Raw genomic sequence first — 19167 nt, 5'->3', positions numbered from 1 at the left:
TGGCGCGCCGGGCGTGACCCGACTCTACATCGTCTCCAGGCAGTGGCGGCGGAAGGCGCGTTTGAGCATGTCCAGCTCTTCGCGCAGGAGCGTCACCTCGGCGCGGATGTCATAGGCCAGCGCATCGCCCGAAACGATGGAGAAGCTGCCGAGGGCGGTGCCGGTCTGCTTGTCGGAAATCAGGAATGTCTGCACCCCGTCGGCGATGCGGTCGGCGGGGATGGGGACCCGCAGGACCCAGGCCTGTTCCTCGGGTTTCTCGACGACTTCGACCCCGGCGATGCTGTCTTGCAGGTGCGTGACCGACACGTCCGGGCGGCGGTCGCCGGCGCCGGTGATGACCCCTTCCCAGACGCCTTCGAAGAGGCGCGTCTTGGTCAATGTCAGCTCTTGCATCGGTGTCCTCCTAGAATTCCGCGCGGGGCCGGCGGCTGAAGGTCAGGTCACGCAGGATGACCTGGCTCATCTGGGGGTTCTCGAAAATCAGGTCGATCCAGGCCCGCTCGATCCGCTTTTCGTTCAGCTTGGAATAGGCCAGGTCGAATTCGACCATGATCTCTTCTTCGTGCAGCGGCAGTTCGCGCACGATCTGTTCGGTATTCGGGCCGTGCTTGATGTTGAGCCGCGCGAAGATCTCCAGCGGCTTTTCCATCTCGACGATGGTGTCCATGCGGATCAGGTGACGCTGCTGCAGGCCGCGGACCGCCGCCTCGGGCAGGTCGAGCACGAGCGACAGGAAAGAGCCGTCGAAGCTGAAGACGTCCATGCGCAGGCCGAAGGGCGCGAGATCGGCCTCGCGGGTGTTGCGCAGCTGGCGCAGGGTCAGTTCGGAATGTTGACAGTCGTGAAACAGAGTCAGCTCGTGACCCAGTTGCGTCTTGCTGAGGACAGAGGATCGCCCCGGCACGGCCAGCGGTTCACGCCAGATCGCGGGGCGCCAGGACCAGTCGGTGCCATGCGGCTTGGGGAAGGCGTGGCTGCCGATCATCGGCAGGGCCAGCCGGTTGTCGGCGTGGCTGATCAGCTCGTTGAGATGGTAGCGCAGCTTGCGTGCTTCGGACCGTTCGGCGCGAAGCTGTTCCAGCGTCATCGACGTGGCGTCGCGAACGGTTTGCCGCCATCGCCGCAGGTCGCGCCGATGGGCCAGCCAATCCAGTCCTGAACGTTTCAGCCCCATCTGCGTGGATCAATCCCGTCTGGTCGTGCCACAATCTGCCCCTCTTGAGGTTTTCATAGCATTAACCTGAGTTTCGAAACAATCCATTGCTTGCCTCGGCTTACTGCGCACTGGCGCTCCGCAAGGCGCGGGCGAGATCGGTTATGAAGCGGCGGCCTGACGCGCCGGCAAGGGTGCTGCCGCGCGGTGTGTAGACCGCGAGGCTGACGAAATGGTCGTTGACGACCATGCCTCCGCGCCAGTAGCGCGGGTCGCCTCCGGGCAGGGCCAGTTCGCCGCCTGCGTCCAGATGCACCAGCGCGAGACCGTCGGTATCTATCGCGGCCAGCGGTTTCTTCGGGGCGGCGCTGGCGGCGATGGTCGCTGCGGTGGGCTGCGCGCGGCCCGGCTGCTTGTCCGCGACGTTGACCACGATCAGGGCCAGGGGAACGGTTACGCCCGGCTCTCCGCTGAGCGACTCGCAACTGCCCAGGAGCACGAGGCGGTTGGAAGGCTGGCGGCGGACGCTGTCGGCGTCGACGCAATAGCCGCGCGGGCCGCGCACCACCACGTCGCCATCGTAGAGCGCCAGTGCCTTGACCACGTCGGGTTCGTCGGACGTACCGCCCGGCCCGAGATCGCCGCAGGCGGCCAGCGACCACATGAGGGCCGCCAGCCAGATTGGTCGGAGGGCGCGCACAGGCAGGCTCAGAGGTCCGCGTAGACGTGACGCTCGGCCTCGGCGCCGGGATGGGTGACCGCGCCCTTGTAGGTCTCGCCCACGAGCTGGGCGTATTTCCAGAGCGCGCCGGAGGCGTAGATCGTCTCGCGCGGGCCGGGCCAGTCTTTCTTGCGCGCTTCCAGTTCATCGTCGCTGAGGTCCACCGAAAGCTCGCCCTTGATGGCGTCGATGGTGATCATATCACCATTCTTGAGCATCGCGATGGGGCCGCCATGGGCCGCTTCGGGGCCGACGTGACCCACGCAGAAGCCGCGCGTGGCGCCGGAGAAGCGGCCATCGGTGATGAGCGCGACCTTCTTGCCCATGCCTTGCCCGGACAGTGCGGCGGTGGTGGCCAGCATCTCGCGCATCCCCGGGCCGCCGGCGGGGCCTTCGTTGCGGATGACGATGACCTCGCCTTCCTTGTATTCGCGTTTCTGGACGGCGGCGAAGGCGTCTTCCTCGCATTCGAAAACGCGGGCGGGGCCAGTGAAAACCTGGTACTCGAGCGCGATGCCCGCGACCTTCACGATGGCGCCTTGCGGGGCGATGTTGCCTTTCAGGCCGACGACGCCGCCGGTCTTGGTGAGCGGCGTGTCGATGGAGTAGATCACCTTGCCGTCGGCCTTGCGTTCGATGCGGTCCAGTTCCTCGCCGATGGACCGCCCGGTGGCGGTCATGCAGTCCTCGTGAATGAGGCCGGCCTTGCGCAGCTCCTTCATCACCACGGGGATGCCGCCGGCGTCGTAAAGGTCCTTGGCCACGTATTGACCGCCCGGTTTCAGGTCGACGAAATAGGGCGTGTCGCGGAAAATCTCGCAGACATCGTCGAGGTAGAATTCGATCCCGGCCTCGTGCGCGATGGCGGGCAGGTGGAGGCCCGCGTTTGTGGAGCCACCGGTACAAGCGACAACGCGTGCGGCGTTTTCCATCGACTTGCGGGTGACCACGTCGCGGGCGCGGATGTTCTTTTCCAGCAGGTCCATGACGGCGCGGCCCGACGCCTCGGCGTATTGGTCGCGGGACTCATAGGGCGCGGGCATGCCGGAGGAGTTCATCAGGGCAAGGCCGATCGCCTCGGACACGCAGGCCATGGTGTTGGCGGTGAACTGGCCGCCGCAGGCACCGGCGGACGGGCAGGCGACGCGTTCCAGCGCATCGAGCGCCTTGTCGGACATGGTGCCGTTCTGGTTCCAGCCAACGGCCTCGAACATGTCCTGCACGGTCAGGTCGCGGGTACGAAATTCCTCGGGGATCTCGTCGATCTGTGGGGCCTTGCCCGGCAGGATCGAGCCGCCGTAGATGAAGACCGACGGCACGTTGAGGCGCACCATGGCCATCATCATGCCGGGCAGGGACTTGTCGCAGCCCGCAAGGCCGACGATGGCGTCATAGCAATGGCCGCGCATGGTCAGCTCGACCGTGTCGGCGATGGCCTCGCGGGAGGCGAGCGACGAGCGCATCCCTTCGTGGCCCATGGCGATGCCGTCGGTCACGGTGATCGTGGTGAATTCGCGGGGGGAGCCTTTGGCCTCTTTCACGCCGCCCTTGACGGCCTGGGCCTGACGGTTGAGCGCGATGTTGCAGGGCGCGGCCTCGTTCCAGCAGGTGGCGACGCCGACGAGGGGTTGGTGGATCTCTTCCTCGGTCATGCCCATCGCGTAGTAGTAGGAGCGATGCGGCGCGCGGGCGGGCCCTTCGGTCACGTGGCGGCTGGGCAGTTTGCTTTTGTCGAACTTGGTCATCTGGGCCTCCCCTGAAATCTTCGGATCCGGTCTAGGCCAGAGCCGCGACGGGGGCAAGCTTTCGCGCGGGCAAAGTTCAGCGCGGCGGCGTGGCCATTTTCGCAACAGGGGCATGGCGGTGGCAGGTGAGAACGTGGTCGTTGACCATGCCGACGGCCTGCATGAAAGCGTAGACAATGGTGGGGCCGCAGAATTTGAAGCCGCGTTTCTTCAAATCTTTCGAAATTGCGCGGGATATTTCGGTTTCGGTGGGCACGTCGGCAAGGCTGGTCCAATGGTTCTGTAAGGGCGCGCCGCCCATCCAGGACCACAGGTAGGTATCGAAACCCTGTTCGGCCTCGATCTCCTGCCAGGCGCGGGCGTTGGTGATGGTGGCCTCGATCTTGCCGCGGTGGCGGATGATGCCGGGATCGCCAAGAAGGCGCTGCACGTCGCCCTCGCCCCAGGTGGCGATGAGATGCGGGTCAAAGCCTTGGAATGCCGCGCGAAAGTTGTCACGCTTCTTCAGGATGGTGATCCAGCTGAGGCCCGCCTGAAAGCCGTCGAGAATGAGCTTTTCCCACAGCGCGCGGCTGTCCCATTCGGGCACGCCCCATTCGGTGTCGTGATAGGCCTCGTAGATCGGATCGGTGCCGACCCAGCCGCATCTTTCCATGGTTCAAGACCCCCGGTTTCGCCTGTTGCGGACAGTATGACTCAAATCCCCCTTTTAACAATTCCTTAGACTGCGTGGCGCTTATTGGGCAGCGGTGGAGTACGGAGAGATTCATGGGTGAAAAGAGATTGAAGTGGGCGAACGTACCGGCGGGGCATCACAACCCCCTGGCCTATGCGGTGTCGGTGCGGGACCAGTCGGTGGTTCAGATGGTCGAGGAGGCGGTGCGGCACGGTCAAGTGATGCTGGCCTACCAGGCCGTGGTGCCGTCCGGGCGGCAGGACCGACCGGCCTTTTACGAGGGGCTGGTACGGGTGCTGGATGAAACCGGCCGGATCATCCCGGCGCGAGACTTCATCCAGGTGATCGAAGCGATGGAAACGGGCCGGATCATAGATTGCCTGTCGCTGGAAAAGGGCATTCGCACCTTGCGCGAGCATCCCGATATCCGCCTGTCGATCAACATGTCGGCGCGGTCCATCGGCTATCCGCGCTGGATGCGCACGCTGAAGCGCGGGCTGGCGCAGGACCCGACGCTGGGTGAGCGCCTGATCCTCGAGATTACCGAAAGCTCGGCCATGCTGGTGCCGGAACTGGTGGTGAACTTCATGGCCCGGCTGCAACGGAAGGGCATCAGTTTCGCGCTGGACGATTTCGGGGCCGGCTTTACCTCGTTCCGCTACCTGCGGGATTTCTATTTCGACATCCTCAAGATCGACGGGCAGTTCGTTCGTGGGATCGCGGACAACCCGGACAACCAGGTGCTGACGCGGGCGCTGATCTCGATTGCCGAACAGTTTGACATGGTCACCGTCGCCGAAAGCGTCGAGCGGCCCAATGACGCCACCTACTTGCAGAATATCGGCGTGCATTGTCTGCAGGGCTATTATTTCGGTGCGCCCACGGTGCAGCCGCCCTGGCTGGAAACGGCCAAGGCGGTGGCGACGGCCTGACCTGTGACAACGGCTACAGTTGCCGCATTGCGGCGACTGCGGTACACCCTGCGTGATGCGGGGAATCCGGGGGCCGCGCATGACGCGCTGCCCTTCGGTCCTCGGCCAGCAAGAAATGGTGGAGGACACTATGACCAATGTTGTTATCGCCTCGGCAGCACGGACCGCTGTCGGCTCTTTTTCCGGCGCGTTTGCCAACACCCCGGCGCATGACCTGGGCGCGGCTGTTCTGGAAGCCATCGTCGAGCGCGCGGGCATCGACAAATCGGAAGTTTCCGAAACCATCCTTGGCCAGGTTCTGACCGCGGCGCAGGGCCAGAACCCCGCCCGCCAGGCGCATGTGAACGCGGGCCTGCCGATCGAAAGCGCGGCCTGGGGCATCAACCAGGTCTGCGGGTCCGGCCTGCGGGCCGTGGCGCTGGGCGCACAGCACATCCAGCTGGGCGATGCAGATATCATCGCCGCCGGCGGGCAGGAGAACATGACCCTGAGCCCCCACGCCGCGCATCTGCGCGCCGGGCACAAGATGGGCGACATGAAATACATCGACACGATGATCCGCGACGGCCTGTGGGACGCCTTCAACGGCTATCACATGGGCCAGACCGCCGAGAATGTCGCCGAGAAGTGGCAGATCAGCCGCGAGCAGCAGGATGAGTTCGCCGTCGCCAGCCAGAACAAGGCCGAGGCGGCGCAGAAGGCGGGCAAGTTCGACGACGAGGTGATCCCGTTCACCGTCAAGACCCGCAAGGGCGAGACGGTCGTCGACAAGGATGAATACATCCGCAACGGTGCCACGATGGACGCGATGCAGAAACTGCGCCCGGCCTTCGCGCAGGACGGGTCGGTCACCGCCGCCAACGCCTCGGGCCTCAACGACGGTGCGGCGGCCGTGCTGCTGATGAGCGCCGAGAATGCCGAGAAACGCGGGATCGAACCGCTGGCGCGGATCGCCTCCTATGCCACCGCGGGCCTCGACCCGTCGATTATGGGCGTCGGCCCCATTCATGCCAGCCGCAAGGCGCTGGAAAAGGCGGGCTGGAGCGTCGATGACCTGGACCTGGTGGAAGCTAACGAGGCCTTCGCCGCGCAGGCCTGTGCCGTGAACAAGGACATGGGATGGGACCCGTCGATCGTGAACGTGAACGGCGGCGCGATTGCCATCGGCCACCCGATCGGCGCCTCGGGCTGCCGCGTTCTGAACACGCTGCTCTTCGAGATGAAGCGCCGCGATGCCAAGAAAGGCCTGGCCACGCTGTGCATCGGCGGCGGCATGGGTGTCGCCATGTGCATCGAGCGTCCGTAAGCGACTGATCCGAAACGACAAGACAGGCCCTCCGGGGCCTGTTTTTCAATCCGAGCCCCAGGACAGCCCCAGATGATGTTGCCCGACAACCCTCCTCAGATCGTGTTTTCCGGCGGCGGGTTGCGGTGTTTCTGGCAGGGCGGTTTCCTGACCCGGCTGGAGGCCGAGCGCAAGTTCACGCCCGAGCGGGTGACCGGGGTGAGCGGCGGTGCGATGGCGTGCGCGGCCTGGATCGCGGGGCTGGAGCACCGGCTGCTAGACGTGATGTGCGACGCGTTCGAGAAACGCGACCATAACCTCGATCTCTTTGCCGCCGACGAGGACGGGATCACCCCGCATCAACGGATCTATTGCGACGTGGTGGAAACGGTGCTGGACAAGGCGGCCTGCGAGACCGTAGCGAATGGCCCGGCCTTTCAGATCCAGATCGCGCATCCGCCGTCGAACGGAAATCCGACGATGACGGGCACGGCGCTGGCCGCGGCCTATGAGGCGGAGCTGCATGTCGTGGGCAGCCCGCATTTCGACTGGGCCGAGAAGATGGGCCTGACGGCACAGCTGGTTGACGCCAACCAGGCGGCGCGGGACGGGCGGCTGGTGGAGCTGGTGAATGCGGCTGCGGTGATTCCGCCGGTGTTCGAACCGCCGCTTTGGGGCGACCGGCGCGTGGTGGATGGCGGGATGGCCGACCAGGCGCCGCTGCCCGACCCCGATGAAGGCGAGACGCTGGTGCTGCTGACCCGGCAATACAGGAACCTGCCGGATGTGCCGGGGCGGATCTATGTCTGGCCGTCCGAGGAGACGCCCGCCGACAAGATAGATTTTACCGACCCTCAAAAGCTGCGCGAGACGTGGACATTGGGCGAGCGCGACGCGGAGGCGTTCCTGAACAGCGGATGAGTGCCGCGCGGCAAAAAGAATTGCGCAACAATGTTGCGCTTTGCGCGCAGGGTGAGTAGCAAAGTTTCCGAGACAACCAACACTGGATAGAAAGACTGGAGGAGTTCCCATGGCGAGAGTTGCCCTTGTGACCGGCGGTAGCCGCGGTATCGGTGAGGCCATTTCGAAGAAATTGAAGGCGGAAGGCTATGACGTGGCCGCCACCTATGCGGGCAACGACGAAGCCGCGGCGAAGTTCACCGACGAGACCGGCATCAAGACCTATAAATGGAACGTGGCCGATTACGACGCCTCGAAGACCGGAATCGAAACCGTCGAGGCCGAGCTGGGCCCGATCGACGTGGTGGTGGCCAACGCCGGCATCACCCGCGACGCGCCCTTTCACAAGATGACGCCGGACCAGTGGAAGGACGTGATCGACACCAACCTGACGGGCGTGTTCAACACGGTGCACCCGATCTGGCCGGGAATGCGCGAGCGCAAGTTCGGCCGCGTGATCGTCATCAGCTCGATCAACGGCCAGAAGGGGCAGTTCGCGCAGGTCAACTATGCCGCGACCAAGGCGGGCGACCTCGGGATCGTGAAATCCCTGGCGCAGGAAGGCGCACGCGCCGGGATCACGGCAAACGCGGTCTGCCCAGGCTACATCGCGACGGAAATGGTGATGGCGGTGCCGGAGAACGTGCGCGAATCGATCATCGGCCAGATCCCGGCGGGCCGCCTGGGCGAGCCGGAAGAGATCGCTCGTTGCGTCGCGTTCCTGGCATCGGATGATGCCGGCTTCATCAACGGCTCGACTATTTCGGCCAACGGGGCGCAGTTCTTCGTCTGAATTCGGGACCCGCCCGAAAAAATGCGAAAGGGCCGGTCAGGGGAACCGGCCCTTTCTGTTTCCAGAGACCTGCAACGATCACCTGGAAGAAGGTTTGCGGGACAGCCAGCCGAAGACTTCGCCGAAAAAACGGCTGCGTTCGTAGTGGGCGGCCCGGTAGGCATCCCGTGTTTTTGCGTCAGGGGCAGTCTCGATCATGGGTGTGCCTTTCAGACAAACTTGACTGGCTTCAACATGCGCCTTTTCGGAAAAGCCGACAAACGAGACTTTTCACGTGTTCAGTTAAGTATTACTTTAGTGACATGAGTGACCGGACGCCGCCGCTGACTGCCCTGCGCGCCTTTGAGGCCGCGGCACGGCATATGTCGTTCCAGAAAGCGGCAGCGGAGCTGAACGTGACGCCGGCCGCCTTGTCCTTTCAGATCAAGTCGCTCGAAGAGCATCTGGGGGCGCCGCTGTTCCGACGGCTTAACAGGGCGGTGGAGCTGACCCAGGCGGGCGAGACGCTGGCGCCGGGGTGTCGTGACGGGTTTTCGGCGTTGTCCGCGGCCTGGGCGGCGACGCGCCGAGAGCTGGACAGCAGCACGTTGACGGTGACGGCGGGGCCGGCCTTTACGGCGAAGTGGCTGGCGCCGCGCCTCTATGAGTTTGCCCAGGCGCATCCCGAGATCGAGCTGCGGTTCACCGCGTCGCTGCGGCTGATGGATTTCGACCGCGACCAGGTGGACGTGGCGATCCGGTTCGGCCACGGGGCGGACGAAGGCCTGTATTCGCTGCCATTGGCCGAGGAATGGGTGACGCCTATGATGACTCCCGCGCTGGCCGAGCGGTATCCGACAATCGAGAGCCTGCGCGACGCGGTGCTGATCGTGGACCAGTCGATTGATTTTCTGGATCCGGCGACCGACTGGGCGGCCTGGTTCCGGGCGATGGGCGTGGCCCCGACCGAGCCGCACGGCCCGCGATTTTCGCAAGGCGACCATGCGGTGGACGCGGCCCTGGCGGGGGTTGGAGTGGTGCTGGGGCGACGGGCGCTTGTGATCAAGGACCTGATGGAGGGCCGGTTGGTCGCGCCCTATGGCAAGGCTGTGAGCGCCGGGGCGCAGTTTCGCTTTGTCTGTCGCAAGGGCGCTGAGGACAAACCCCAGATCAAGGTTTTCCGGGAATGGATGCTGGCCGAGACCGCCAAGGGGTTCGAGACGACGGCGAAGATGCAGATGGTGCCGCTGGTGCCCGCGTGATCACGAGATGCGCCTTGAGAGGCGCATCCCGATCAGTCTTTGCGTGACATGCTAATGGGAAAGTCGTTCGATCTCTTCTTTCAGTCGGAGTTTCTGCTTTTTCATGCTTGAGATTTCGAGGTCGGGTGTGCCCGGGGCACGCTGTGCCGCTTCGACCTGATCCGAGAGAGCCTGGTGTTTCTTCTTCAGTTCCTCGACATGTGAACTCAAAGCCATGAATGCGTCTCCTCTTTCTGATGTGCACGGGATAGTGCAGCACAAAAGATATAATCTGTCACGCTGCGTGCGCAAAATCAGGCGGCGGGATTTAGCTACAACTTGCCTAAATCAGGCCGGGAAAGGCAGTTCCCCGCCGTCGCGCAGGATGCAAGCCGTTGCCGTGGTGTAGTTTTCGGAATCGTTAACGTGCACCTGCCCATTATGCAGGCACCAGCCGTCATGCAGCCGGAATGCGGCCCGTCCGCCGCGCCGTCCGCGCAGCAGGACCAGCCGCGCGGGGCGACCTGGGCGGGGAATCAGTGGCAGAAGCTGCAGGCTGCCAAGGTGGTGCGCGGCGTGGGACAGAAGCTCTGGCAGGCGCTCGGCGCGCTGGATGAAGGTGGTGGTGCCCTTGGGCCGGGTGCGTTTGGCGGCGGCGGCGACCCAGTCTGCAAGAGGTGTGTCCTCGCCCATGGCGCTTTCGCGGCCCGGATCGGAGGCGGCGGTGCTGGCGGCGCGGTCGAAATAGGGCGGATTGGCCAGCACGTGGTGGAACTGCCGCTCTTTGAGCGTGCCGGGCATGGAGGCAAGATCGCCCTCGATGACCTCGAACGGCAGGTCGTTCGCGATGCCGTTCCGTCGGGCAAGGGCGGCATAGGCGGGTTGTCTTTCCAGGCCCGCGAGGCGGACGTCTGGCACCCGCCGGGCCAGGCAGAGCCCTGCGACACCGACGCCGCAGCCGAGGTCGAGCACGGTGTCGCCGGGATGCGCGGGGATGCTTGCGGCCAGGAGCACAGGGTCGATGCCGGCGCGATAGCCGTTCCGGGGTTGCAGGATTTTCAGCCGTCCGCCGAGAAAATCGTCGCAGGTGGTCGGGTGCGTCACGAAAGCGCCTCGACCTCGATCCCGTTGTCCTGAAGGGCCTGGCGGGCGGGAAGATAATCATCCTCGCTGACCATGAGGCGTCGGGGAAAGATTCCGATGCCGCCCTCGAGGACGCTCATGTTTACGTCCAATTCAAAGCAGTCTATATCCTCGCCCTGAAGCAAGGCTTTGGCGAATGCCATCACGGTCGGGTCGGTGGTGCTGAGAAGATGCTTCATGGGGATGACTTAAGGACACCGGACGCGCATTGTCGAGCCTGAGTGACGGGAGTTTGATGGGACTGGACCACGCCGCAACCAAGCCGCACGAAGCGCTGGCCTCGCATTTCGAGGGCAAGCTTGGCGAGGTGAACAGCCTGATCCGCGCGCGGATGGCGTCGCGTCACGCGCCGCGTATCCCGGAAGTGACGGCGCACCTGGTCGAGGCGGGCGGCAAGCGGCTGCGACCGATGCTGACGCTGGCGGCGGCGGACCTGTGCGGATATCTCGGCGAGGACGACGTGAAGCTGGCCGCGACGGTGGAGTTCATCCATACCGCGACGCTGTTGCACGACGACGTGGTGGATGAAAGCGCGCAGCGGCGCGGACGGCCCACGGCGAACCTGCTGTTCGACAACAAGTCCAGCGTGTTGACCGGGGATTACCTGTTCGCGCGGGCGTTCCAGCTGATGGTGGAAACCGGATCCTTGAAGGTGCTGGACATCCTGTCCAACGCTGCGGCCACGATTGCCGAGGGCGAGGTGCTGCAACTGACCGCGTCGCGCAGCCTGAAGACGGACGAGGACGTGTACCTGCAGATCGTGCGGGGCAAGACCGCGGCGCTGTTTTCGGCGGCGACCGAGGTGGGCGGCGTGATCGCCGGTGTTTCGGACGACCAGGTGCAGGCGCTGTTCGATTATGGCGATGCGCTGGGCATCGCGTTCCAGATCGTCGATGACCTGCTGGATTACCAGGGCGATGCCAAGGCCACGGGCAAGAACGTGGGCGACGATTTCCGTGAGCGCAAGCTGACCCTGCCGGTGATCAAGGCGGTGGCGCTTGCCGACGAGAGTGAACGCGCGTTCTGGGCGCGGACAATCGAGAAGGGCGACCAGCGCGACGGCGATCTGGACGAGGCGCTTCGGCTGCTGACCCATCACGGCACGCTGGAGGCGACACGGGCGGATGCGCTGGCCTGGACGGCGAAGGCAAACGCGGCGATGGCGCAATTGCCCGAACATCCTGTGCGAGACATGTTGCTGGCGTTGTCGGATTACGTGGTGGCCCGGATCCGCTAGGGGCGGTCAGGGCTGCGCGTTGAGGCGTGTGGCGGTGATCCACCAGCCCGGGTTCTCTTCTTTCAGGCGTCCTTCGGCGGCGCGGGCCGTTTCCTCGTCGGTGTAGAGACCGAAGCAACTGCTGCCCGAGCCGGTCATCCGGGCCATGCGGCATCCCGCCGTCACGCTGAGCGCGCCCAGTACCTGTGAGATCACGGGTGTCAGGCTGATCGCGGCATACTCGAGGTCGTTGCGCATCCCCCGAAGCCAGTCGATAAAGTCGATCGCACTGAGGTTCTCGGGGATTTCCGAGGGCATTGGCGTGTTGTTCTTCTGGCCGACGGCGGCAAAGACGTCGGGCGTGCGCATCGGCACGCCGGGATTGATCAGCACCGCGTGGAGGCAGGGCAGGTCACGTGCTGCGGTCACCTGTTCGCCGATCCCCCGCATCCGGGCGGCGCCGTTGCCAAGGCACACCGGCACGTCGGCGCCCAGCGCGCTGACATCGGGCGGAATGGGCGTGTCGGTCAGGCGCGAGAGCACGCGCAGGGTGGCGGCTGCGTCCGACGAGCCGCCACCAAGCCCTGCGGCATGAGGCAGAACCTTGTCGAGGGTGATATCCGCGCTGGCCCCCATCAGGTCGGCGGCCCGCAGCACGAGGTTATCGGGCCCGTCGGGCACGTCCTTTGCCATCGGTCCGCTGACCCTAAGCTGCGGCGTGTCCGACAACGTTACTGTCAGGTGATCGCCCACATCGGCGAACATGACCAGCGAATCGAGCAGGTGCATACCGTCCTCACGCTGCCCGGTAACGTGCAGCGTGAGGTTGATCTTGGCCGGGGCGAAGCCCTCAGCCGCCGTCATCGGCAACCTCCAGCGGGGGCGAGCCTTCTTCCTGCAGCACGACGTCCAGGCCGACCTCGAGCTTGCGGCGCATGCGGTCGGGATCGACATCGGGCGAGGGGTTTTCCTTGTCGACGAAGGATAGCGCGCGCTTCCACTGGAACCGGGCCTCGACCTCGCGGCCCACGGCCCAGAGGACGTCGCCGAGGTGGTCGTTGACCACCGGGTCCACCGGCATCAGTTCGGCGGCGCGTTCCATGTGGCCGATGGATTCCTCGTAGCGGCCCAGCCGGTAAAGAACCCAGCCGAGGCTGTCGATGATATAGCCCGACTCGGGCTGCGCCTCGGCAGCGCGTTCGATCATGTCGAGCGCCTCGTCGAGCTTCTGCTGTTTCTCGACCAGCGAGTAGCCCAAGTAGTTCAGGACCTGCGGGTGCTCGGGGTTCAGCTCCAGCGCCTTGCGGAAATCGGCCTCGGCCTCGGGCCACTCATCCTGCCGTTCGTGGCTGATGGCGCGGGCATAGTAGACGAACCAGTGGCCCGGTTGCGCCTCGCCCAGAAGATCGATGGCATTGTCGTAGGCGGTGACGGCCTTGTCGTATTCTTCGCTCTGACGATAGAGGTCGGCGGCGGCGACATGGACCATGGGCAGCTCGGGATGTGAGTCGCGCAGCTGTTCCAGCACCTCAATGGCGGCATCCAGCTTGTCGGCGCGGCGCAGCGCCTCAGCGCGACCCATCTCGGCGGCGGTGAACGAGGGGTGATCGCGCGGCACGCTCTTGTACGCCTGGGTGGCCAGTTCGTAGCGTTCCAGCGACTCCAGGAGTTCCGCGGACATCAGGACCGCGTCGATATGATCGGGGTTCAGGTACTGGGCCACACGGGCGTAAAGCAGGGTGTAATCATCACCCATGTCGCCCAAAAGGGCCTGACCTATGGAAAAGAAGACCTCTGCGACGCCATCCTGCGGCCCGGAGATCATGTCGAAGGCGACCGGCAGGCCGGTTTCCAATTCGGCGCGCAGTGCCAGGATTTCGGGGTCCGGGGTGGCGCCGAACGCATCGTCCAGGAGGGCGACGGCCTCGTCGTTGCGCTCCAATTGGCTGAGAACGGTGACCCAGGCGCGGGTGCCGCGACGGGTGCGCTGCAGCGGCGCATCTTGGCCCTCGCCGGAGAAGATGGCCTCCGCGGCCTCGAAATCGCCCACGGAGGCGAGCGCCAACGCCTTGTGGTAGAGGGCGAAATTCTTCAGGCCGCGTTCCTCGGCGACCTCGTCGAACAGGGCGAGGGACGCATCGACATCGCCGCGGGCCAGTTCGGTCCAGGCCATGACCAGACCGTCGGCCAGCTTGCCGATGCCCTTGCCGGCCTCGATCCGCTCGATCACGGCGTCGTAGTTGCCCTTTGACATGTCCTCGGCGATCAGGGCCATGAAGGCGACCTGGCTTTCGAGATCCTGTTCCTCGATCTGGCGCGCCACCGGAACGGCGCGGTCGATGTCGCCCAGCGCCATGTAGGCGATGGCGGTGCTTTCGAGAATCACGGGGTTTGCCGCGTCCCGGGTCAGCGCCTGGGTGTAGTACCGGGCGGCCGCGTCGAAGTCGTTGAGGTAGCGCGCCTGCCTTGCAGCGAGGTACGCGCCGACATTGATGTCTGCCAGTGCGGGCAATGCGATGCCCTGCAACAGCGCGGCGATTGCGCCTGCGGTCAGGATTTTCACGGGTACGAGCTCCCTGCCTCTGCGGTCTATGATTGCGCGAAGGTAGTATGTGGCGCGTGCCAACGCAATGAGGGCGGCTGATTTGCCGCCCTCGCATTCGCATCATTTCGCCGGTTGGTTACATATTGGGATAATTCGGCCCATCCCCGCCCTGAGGCGTGGTCCAGACGATGTTCTGGGTCGGATCCTTGATGTCGCAGGTCTTGCAGTGCACGCAGTTCTGGAAGTTGATGACGAACTGCTGCTCGCCGTCCTTTTCCACGAACTCGTAGACGCCTGCCGGGCAGTAGCGGGCCGAAGGGCCGGCATACTTGGGCAGGTTGACCTCGACCGGGACGGTCGGGTCTTTCAGCTTGAGGTGGGCAGGCTGGCTTTCCTCGTGGTTGGTCATCGAGAAGCTGACATTTGTCAGCCGGTCGAAGCTGAGCTTGCCGTCGGGCTTGGGATAGTCGATTTCCTTGTGCTTGCTGGCCGGTTCGGTGGCCTCGGCATCGTTCTTGCCGTGGCCGATCGTTCCGAAGAACGAAAAGCCCAGCGTGTTGGTCCACATGTCCAGCCCACCCAGCGTGAGCGAGGCGGTGAGGCCGTACTTGGACCACAAGGGTTTGACGTTGCGGACCTTTTTCAAATCCGCGCCGATGGCGCCGTTGCGGACTTCGGTCTCGTAATCCGTCAGTTCGTCGCTGGCGCGCCCTCCTTCGATGGCGGCGTGGGCGGCCTCGGCGGCGGCCTTGCCCGACAGCATGGCGTTATGGTTGCCCTTGATGCGCGGCACGTTGACCATGCCCACGGAACAGCCCAGCAGCGCGACGCCGGGGGCAACCATCTTGGGCATTGACTGGTACCCGCCCTCGGAAATGGCGCGGGCGCCGTAGGCGACGCGCTTGCCGCCCTTCAGCAGGTCGGCCACCACCGGGTGATGCTTGAACCGCTGGAATTCCATGTAGGGGAAAAGGTGCGGGTTCTTGTAGTTGAGGTGCACCACGAAGCCGACATAGACCTGGTTGTTGTCGAGGTGGTAGATGAACGAGCCACCGCCCGCGTTCTTGCCCAGGGGCCAGCCCATGGTGTGGGTAACGGTTCCCTCGCGGTGCTTTTCGGGGTCGATTTCCCAAATTTCCTTCATCCCGAGGCCGTATTTCTGCGGCTCCTTGCCCTTGGAGAGGTCGTATTTCGCGATGACTTCCTTGGACAGCGAGCCGCGCACGCCCTCGGACAGGAACACGTACTTGCCGTGCAGTTCCATCCCCGGCTCGTAGCCGGGGCCGGGGGTGCCGTCGGCGTTCTTGCCGAATTCGCCCGCGACGACGCCTTTGACCTCGCCGTTTTCGCCATAGACGATCTCGGAACAGGACATGCCGGGGAAGATCTCGACGCCCAGGCTTTCGGCCTGTTCGGCCATCCAGCGGCAGACATTGCCCATGCTGACGATATAGTTGCCGTGGTTGTTCATCAGCGGCGGCATGGGGAAGTTGGGGATGCGGACCTTGCCCGCCTCGCCCAGCATGAAGAAATTGTCCTCTTTCACCGGCACGTTCAGCGGCGCGCCCTTTTCCTTCCAGTCGGGGATGAGCGCATCGAGGCCGCACGGATCGAGCACCGCGCCCGACAGGATATGCGCGCCCACCTCGGAGCCTTTTTCCAGCACGACGACCTCGCGCTCGGGGTCGAGCTGTTTCAGGCGGATCGCGGCGCTGAGGCCCGCGGGCCCCGCGCCGACGATCACGACGTCGTATTCCATGGCTTCGCGTTCGACTTGGGTCATCTTGGTCCTCTCCTGGTCGTCCGGCCTGTGGCCGGCCCGCGTAAGAAACTTCGCAACTGGTTATCGCGCGGGGTTGCGCAAGGTCAATTCGAACACGACGTAACACGTACCCAAAAGCGTCAAAAAGGCGCAAGTTTCGGCGCGATTGCGCGGGCGACGGTCAGGTCCCACTTGCATTGCCGGGGCAGGTCGGGTCAATCTGTCGCGCATGGTTTGAAAATGGCACGGGGTCGCGGAAGGGCGGCCCCTTGGTGATACTAGGGACAGAAAAAAGGACAGGTCATGGAAAAGATCCCGATGACACAGGACGGTTTCGATGCGCTGAACGCGGAGCTGAAACAGCTGAAATCCGTCGAGCGCCCCGCCATCATCAAGGCGATTTCCGAGGCGCGCGAGCATGGCGACCTGTCGGAGAATGCCGAGTACCATTCCGCCAAGGAAAAGCAGTCCTTCATCGAGGGCCGCATCAAGGAACTGGAAGGCGCGATCAGCCTGGCGGACGTGATCGACCCCAAGAAGCTGTCCGGCCCGATCAAGTTCGGCGCCACGGTGACCCTGGTGGACGAGGACACGGACGAGGAAAAGACCTATCAGATCGTGGGCGAGTACGAGGCCAATATCGAAAAGGGCCTGCTGAACGTGAAATCGCCGATCGCGCGGGCGCTCATTGGCAAGGAAGAGGGCGATAGCGTAGAAGTGCGCACACCAGGTGGCGACAAGGCCTACGAAGTGCTGAAGGTCGCGTTTATCTGACTCGATACCTTTCACTCAGGTTTGCCCATGACCGACCGAAACCAGTCACCGCAGACGCCGCTTGGCGTCTATGACCGGCCCCGCAAGGACAGGGTGACCGGGGTCGAGGTGATCGCGCTCGCCCTGACAGCGGTGTGGCTGCTGGGAACGGCGGTGTTCTTTCTGGTGCTGGAGCCGATGGGCATGTTCACCGAATCCGGCGGGGCGCTGCAGTTCGTGGTGGTGCTGCTGGCGGTCTTCATGCCGGTGGCGATGATCTGGGTTGCGGCGACCGCGGCGCGGTCCAGCAAGGTGATGCGTGAAGAGAGCGAGCGCTTGCAAACGGCGATCGACGCGATCCGGCAGGCTTATGTCGCGCAGAGCCAGGGCGTCCATGACGTTTCGCAGACCTCTGTTGCCAAGAAGCTCGAGGAAATCGCGGCGGCGCAGCGCAAGACGGAGACGGCACTGGCCACGTTCTCGACCGTGCGGCAGGCCACGGAGCCGCGCCCCGCGCCGGTGCACGCGCCGGAAGAGACCAGTGCCGACCAGGTGGCGCTGCCGCTGGGCACGCCGCCCGAGGACATGACGCCCCCCTTGGCCACCGAGGATTTCATTCGCGCGCTGAACTTTCCCGAGAATGCCGAGGACAAGGCCGGCTTTGCGGCGTTGCGGCGGGCGCTGAAGAACCGGCAGAGCGCGCAGTTGATCCAGGCCAGCCAGGACGTGCTGACGCTGCTGTCGCAGGACGGTATCTACATGGACGACCTGCGCCCCGACATGGCCCGCCCCGAGGTCTGGCGCCGCTTCGCCGCCGGGGAACGGGGGCGCGCCGTGGCCGCGATGGGCGGGGTGCGGGACCGTTCGTCGCTGGCGCTGACGGCGGCGCGGATGAAGCAGGACACGATCTTTCGCGATGCGGCGCACCATTTCCTGCGGCTTTTCGACCGCACGATCAGCCAGTTCGCCGAGGTGGCGACGGATGCCGAGATGTCCGAGATGTCGGACACGCGCACGGCGCGCGCCTTCATGCTGGTGGGCCGGGTGGCGGGCACCTTCGATTGATATCGGTCCGATCGGTCCAACCCGAAAGCGGCTGTTGCCCGATGCCTTCGAACCCGGCAATATGAACGCCGCAAGACAAAGGGAACATCATGCGCAAGTTTCTCGTGGTGCTGGACGACAGCCGCGAATGCCTTAACGCGATGCGGTTCGCCGCCATGCGCGCCAAGAACACGCAGGCCGGTGTCGAAATTCTCGCGGTGATTCCGCCCGAGGAGTTCAACCACTGGATCGGCGTCGGGGACATCATGCGCGAGGAGGCTCGCGAGCGAATCCACGCGCATTTCGAGGTTTTCGCCAAGTGGATGCGCGACAAGCAGGGCATCGACCCGGAGCTGGTCATCCGCGAGGGCGAGCCAGTGTCCGAGATCATGGCGCAGGTCCAGGAAGACACCGAAATCGGCGTGCTGGTGCTTGGCGCCAGTGCCGACAAGAAGGGCCCGGGCCCGCTGGTGTCGCAATTGTCGAAGAATTCCGGTGGGTTGCCGATCCCGATCACCATTGTTCCGGGTGATTTGAGCAAGGAGCGGCTGGAAGCGATCACGTGACCGTCTTTTTTAGAATCGTTCCAAACCTTGACAGCGCCCACCCCGCTGCGCATATCTTGAGCAACTGAAAAAGAGGGCGCGCACCATGTTCATCCAGACAGAATCGACCCCGAATCCCGCAACGCTGAAATTCCTTCCCGGCCAGACCGTGCTGGAAGCCGGGACCGCGGATTTTCCCACGGCGGACACTGCCGACAAGTCGCCGCTGGCCGCGCGCGTCTTTGGCGTGGACGGTGTGACCGGGGTCTTCCTCGGCAATGATTTCGTCACCGTGACCAAGCAGGACGCCGTGGAATGGGATCACGTGAAGCCCGCGATCCTGGGCGCGATCATGGAGCATTTCCAGTCCGGTCAGCCAGTCATGACGGGCGAGGCCGCCGAGTCGGGCCACGCCGCGAGCGAAGGCGAAAACGCGGAAGTCATCGACCAGATCAAGCAGCTGCTGGACACCCGCGTGCGCCCGGCGGTGGCGCAGGATGGCGGCGATATCACGTTTCATGGCTTTGAGCGCGGGGTTGTCTACCTGCACATGCAGGGCGCTTGTGCCGGGTGCCCGTCCTCGACCATCACCCTGAAGATGGGGATCGAGAACCTGCTGCGCCACTACATCCCCGAAGTCACCGAGGTGCGTCCGGTCGGGGTCTGACCTC

Annotated in this window: 21 protein-coding genes; 10 read left to right on the top strand and 11 right to left on the bottom strand. The window is 64.5% G+C overall.

The window, feature by feature from the left end:
* Positions 1-24: 24 nt before the first annotated feature.
* The 5 genes from ACQY4V_RS14970 to ACQY4V_RS14950 form a co-directional block, all read right to left on the bottom strand.
* Entirely contained in the window at positions 25-396 is a 372-nt protein-coding gene (locus ACQY4V_RS14970; RefSeq protein ID WP_152493890.1) for a hypothetical protein, read from the bottom strand.
* A gap of 10 nt (positions 397-406) precedes the next feature.
* Positions 407-1177: a DUF6478 family protein gene (locus ACQY4V_RS14965; RefSeq protein ID WP_222452253.1), complete on the bottom strand. Its 771-nt coding sequence runs from the start codon at positions 1175-1177 to the stop codon at positions 407-409.
* Positions 1178-1277: 100 nt separating this feature from the next.
* Positions 1278-1820 (bottom strand): hypothetical protein, encoded by a 543-nt coding sequence (locus ACQY4V_RS14960; protein WP_428512982.1) that lies wholly within the window; start codon positions 1818-1820, stop codon positions 1278-1280.
* A 44-nt stretch (positions 1821-1864) separates the two neighbouring features.
* Complete coding sequence (ilvD, locus tag ACQY4V_RS14955; protein ID WP_428512980.1) at positions 1865-3622, bottom strand: dihydroxy-acid dehydratase; 1758 nt, start codon at positions 3620-3622, stop codon at positions 1865-1867.
* Positions 3623-3698: 76 nt separating this feature from the next.
* A complete protein-coding gene (locus tag ACQY4V_RS14950) occupies positions 3699-4277 on the bottom strand; it encodes a DNA-3-methyladenine glycosylase I (RefSeq protein ID WP_428512978.1) in 579 nt (192 codons plus the stop codon).
* Between the two features lie 113 nt (positions 4278-4390).
* Between ACQY4V_RS14950 and ACQY4V_RS14945 the strand changes: the two genes are divergently transcribed.
* The 5 genes from ACQY4V_RS14945 (at position 4391) to ACQY4V_RS14925 (ending at position 9509) form a co-directional block, all read left to right on the top strand.
* A complete protein-coding gene (locus tag ACQY4V_RS14945; protein WP_428512976.1) occupies positions 4391-5230 on the top strand; it encodes an EAL domain-containing protein in 840 nt (279 codons plus the stop codon).
* Positions 5231-5360: 130 nt separating this feature from the next.
* Positions 5361-6536, top strand: a complete 1176-nt coding sequence (locus ACQY4V_RS14940; protein WP_428512974.1) for an acetyl-CoA C-acetyltransferase — start codon at positions 5361-5363, stop codon at positions 6534-6536.
* Between the two features lie 72 nt (positions 6537-6608).
* Positions 6609-7436 (top strand): patatin-like phospholipase family protein, encoded by an 828-nt coding sequence (locus tag ACQY4V_RS14935; RefSeq protein ID WP_428512972.1) that lies wholly within the window; start codon positions 6609-6611, stop codon positions 7434-7436.
* Between the two features lie 109 nt (positions 7437-7545).
* Complete coding sequence (gene phbB, locus ACQY4V_RS14930; protein ID WP_428512970.1) at positions 7546-8268, top strand: acetoacetyl-CoA reductase; 723 nt, start codon at positions 7546-7548, stop codon at positions 8266-8268.
* Positions 8269-8570: 302 nt separating this feature from the next.
* A complete protein-coding gene (locus ACQY4V_RS14925) occupies positions 8571-9509 on the top strand; it encodes a transcriptional regulator GcvA (protein ID WP_428512968.1) in 939 nt (312 codons plus the stop codon).
* 51 nt (positions 9510-9560) lie between these two features.
* Here the strand turns inward: ACQY4V_RS14925 and ACQY4V_RS14920 are convergent, their stop codons facing one another.
* The 3 genes from ACQY4V_RS14920 to ACQY4V_RS14910 form a co-directional block, all read right to left on the bottom strand.
* Positions 9561-9725 carry a YdcH family protein gene (locus tag ACQY4V_RS14920; protein WP_082630751.1) on the bottom strand — a complete coding sequence of 55 codons (165 nt, stop codon included), beginning with the start codon at positions 9723-9725 and terminating at the stop codon, positions 9561-9563.
* A gap of 111 nt (positions 9726-9836) precedes the next feature.
* The gene (locus ACQY4V_RS14915; RefSeq protein WP_428512965.1) at positions 9837-10592 is read right to left on the bottom strand and encodes a tRNA1(Val) (adenine(37)-N6)-methyltransferase; all 756 of its coding nucleotides are present in this window, start codon (positions 10590-10592) and stop codon (positions 9837-9839) included.
* Positions 10589-10810 carry a DUF2007 domain-containing protein gene (locus ACQY4V_RS14910; RefSeq protein WP_152493880.1) on the bottom strand — a complete coding sequence of 74 codons (222 nt, stop codon included), beginning with the start codon at positions 10808-10810 and terminating at the stop codon, positions 10589-10591. The genes ACQY4V_RS14915 and ACQY4V_RS14910 overlap by 4 nt, the downstream gene beginning before the upstream one ends.
* A 56-nt stretch (positions 10811-10866) precedes the next feature.
* Here ACQY4V_RS14910 and ACQY4V_RS14905 point away from each other — a divergent pair, with 56 nt between their 5' ends.
* Positions 10867-11868: a polyprenyl synthetase family protein gene (locus ACQY4V_RS14905; protein WP_428512963.1), complete on the top strand. Its 1002-nt coding sequence runs from the start codon at positions 10867-10869 to the stop codon at positions 11866-11868.
* Positions 11869-11874: 6 nt separating this feature from the next.
* Here the strand turns inward: ACQY4V_RS14905 and ACQY4V_RS14900 are convergent, their stop codons facing one another.
* From ACQY4V_RS14900 to ACQY4V_RS14890, 3 genes are all read right to left on the bottom strand, one after another.
* Positions 11875-12711, bottom strand: a complete 837-nt coding sequence (locus ACQY4V_RS14900; RefSeq protein WP_428512961.1) for a 4-(cytidine 5'-diphospho)-2-C-methyl-D-erythritol kinase — start codon at positions 12709-12711, stop codon at positions 11875-11877.
* Positions 12698-14410 (bottom strand): tetratricopeptide repeat protein, encoded by a 1713-nt coding sequence (locus tag ACQY4V_RS14895; RefSeq protein WP_428512959.1) that lies wholly within the window; start codon positions 14408-14410, stop codon positions 12698-12700. The genes ACQY4V_RS14900 and ACQY4V_RS14895 overlap by 14 nt, the downstream gene beginning before the upstream one ends.
* 118 nt (positions 14411-14528) lie before the next feature.
* On the bottom strand, positions 14529-16175 hold the full coding sequence (locus ACQY4V_RS14890) for a 4Fe-4S dicluster domain-containing protein (RefSeq protein ID WP_428512957.1): 1647 nt from the start codon (positions 16173-16175) through the stop codon (positions 14529-14531).
* Between the two features lie 282 nt (positions 16176-16457).
* Here ACQY4V_RS14890 and greA point away from each other — a divergent pair, with 282 nt between their 5' ends.
* From greA to ACQY4V_RS14870, 4 genes are all read left to right on the top strand, one after another.
* Positions 16458-16928 carry a transcription elongation factor GreA gene (greA, locus tag ACQY4V_RS14885; RefSeq protein WP_428512955.1) on the top strand — a complete coding sequence of 157 codons (471 nt, stop codon included), beginning with the start codon at positions 16458-16460 and terminating at the stop codon, positions 16926-16928.
* 27 nt (positions 16929-16955) lie between these two features.
* Complete coding sequence (locus ACQY4V_RS14880) at positions 16956-17972, top strand: hypothetical protein (RefSeq protein ID WP_428512953.1); 1017 nt, start codon at positions 16956-16958, stop codon at positions 17970-17972.
* A gap of 89 nt (positions 17973-18061) precedes the next feature.
* Positions 18062-18517 (top strand): universal stress protein, encoded by a 456-nt coding sequence (locus tag ACQY4V_RS14875; protein WP_428512951.1) that lies wholly within the window; start codon positions 18062-18064, stop codon positions 18515-18517.
* Positions 18518-18602: 85 nt separating this feature from the next.
* Positions 18603-19163: a NifU family protein gene (locus tag ACQY4V_RS14870; RefSeq protein ID WP_152493873.1), complete on the top strand. Its 561-nt coding sequence runs from the start codon at positions 18603-18605 to the stop codon at positions 19161-19163.
* The last annotated feature ends 4 nt before the right edge of the window (positions 19164-19167 follow it).

The sequence above is a fragment of the Roseovarius sp. genome (assembly GCF_965277045.1).
Taxonomy (GTDB): domain Bacteria; phylum Pseudomonadota; class Alphaproteobacteria; order Rhodobacterales; family Rhodobacteraceae; genus Roseovarius.
Note: the sequence above shows the minus strand (reverse complement) of the source record. Positions and strands in the feature narration are given on the sequence as shown.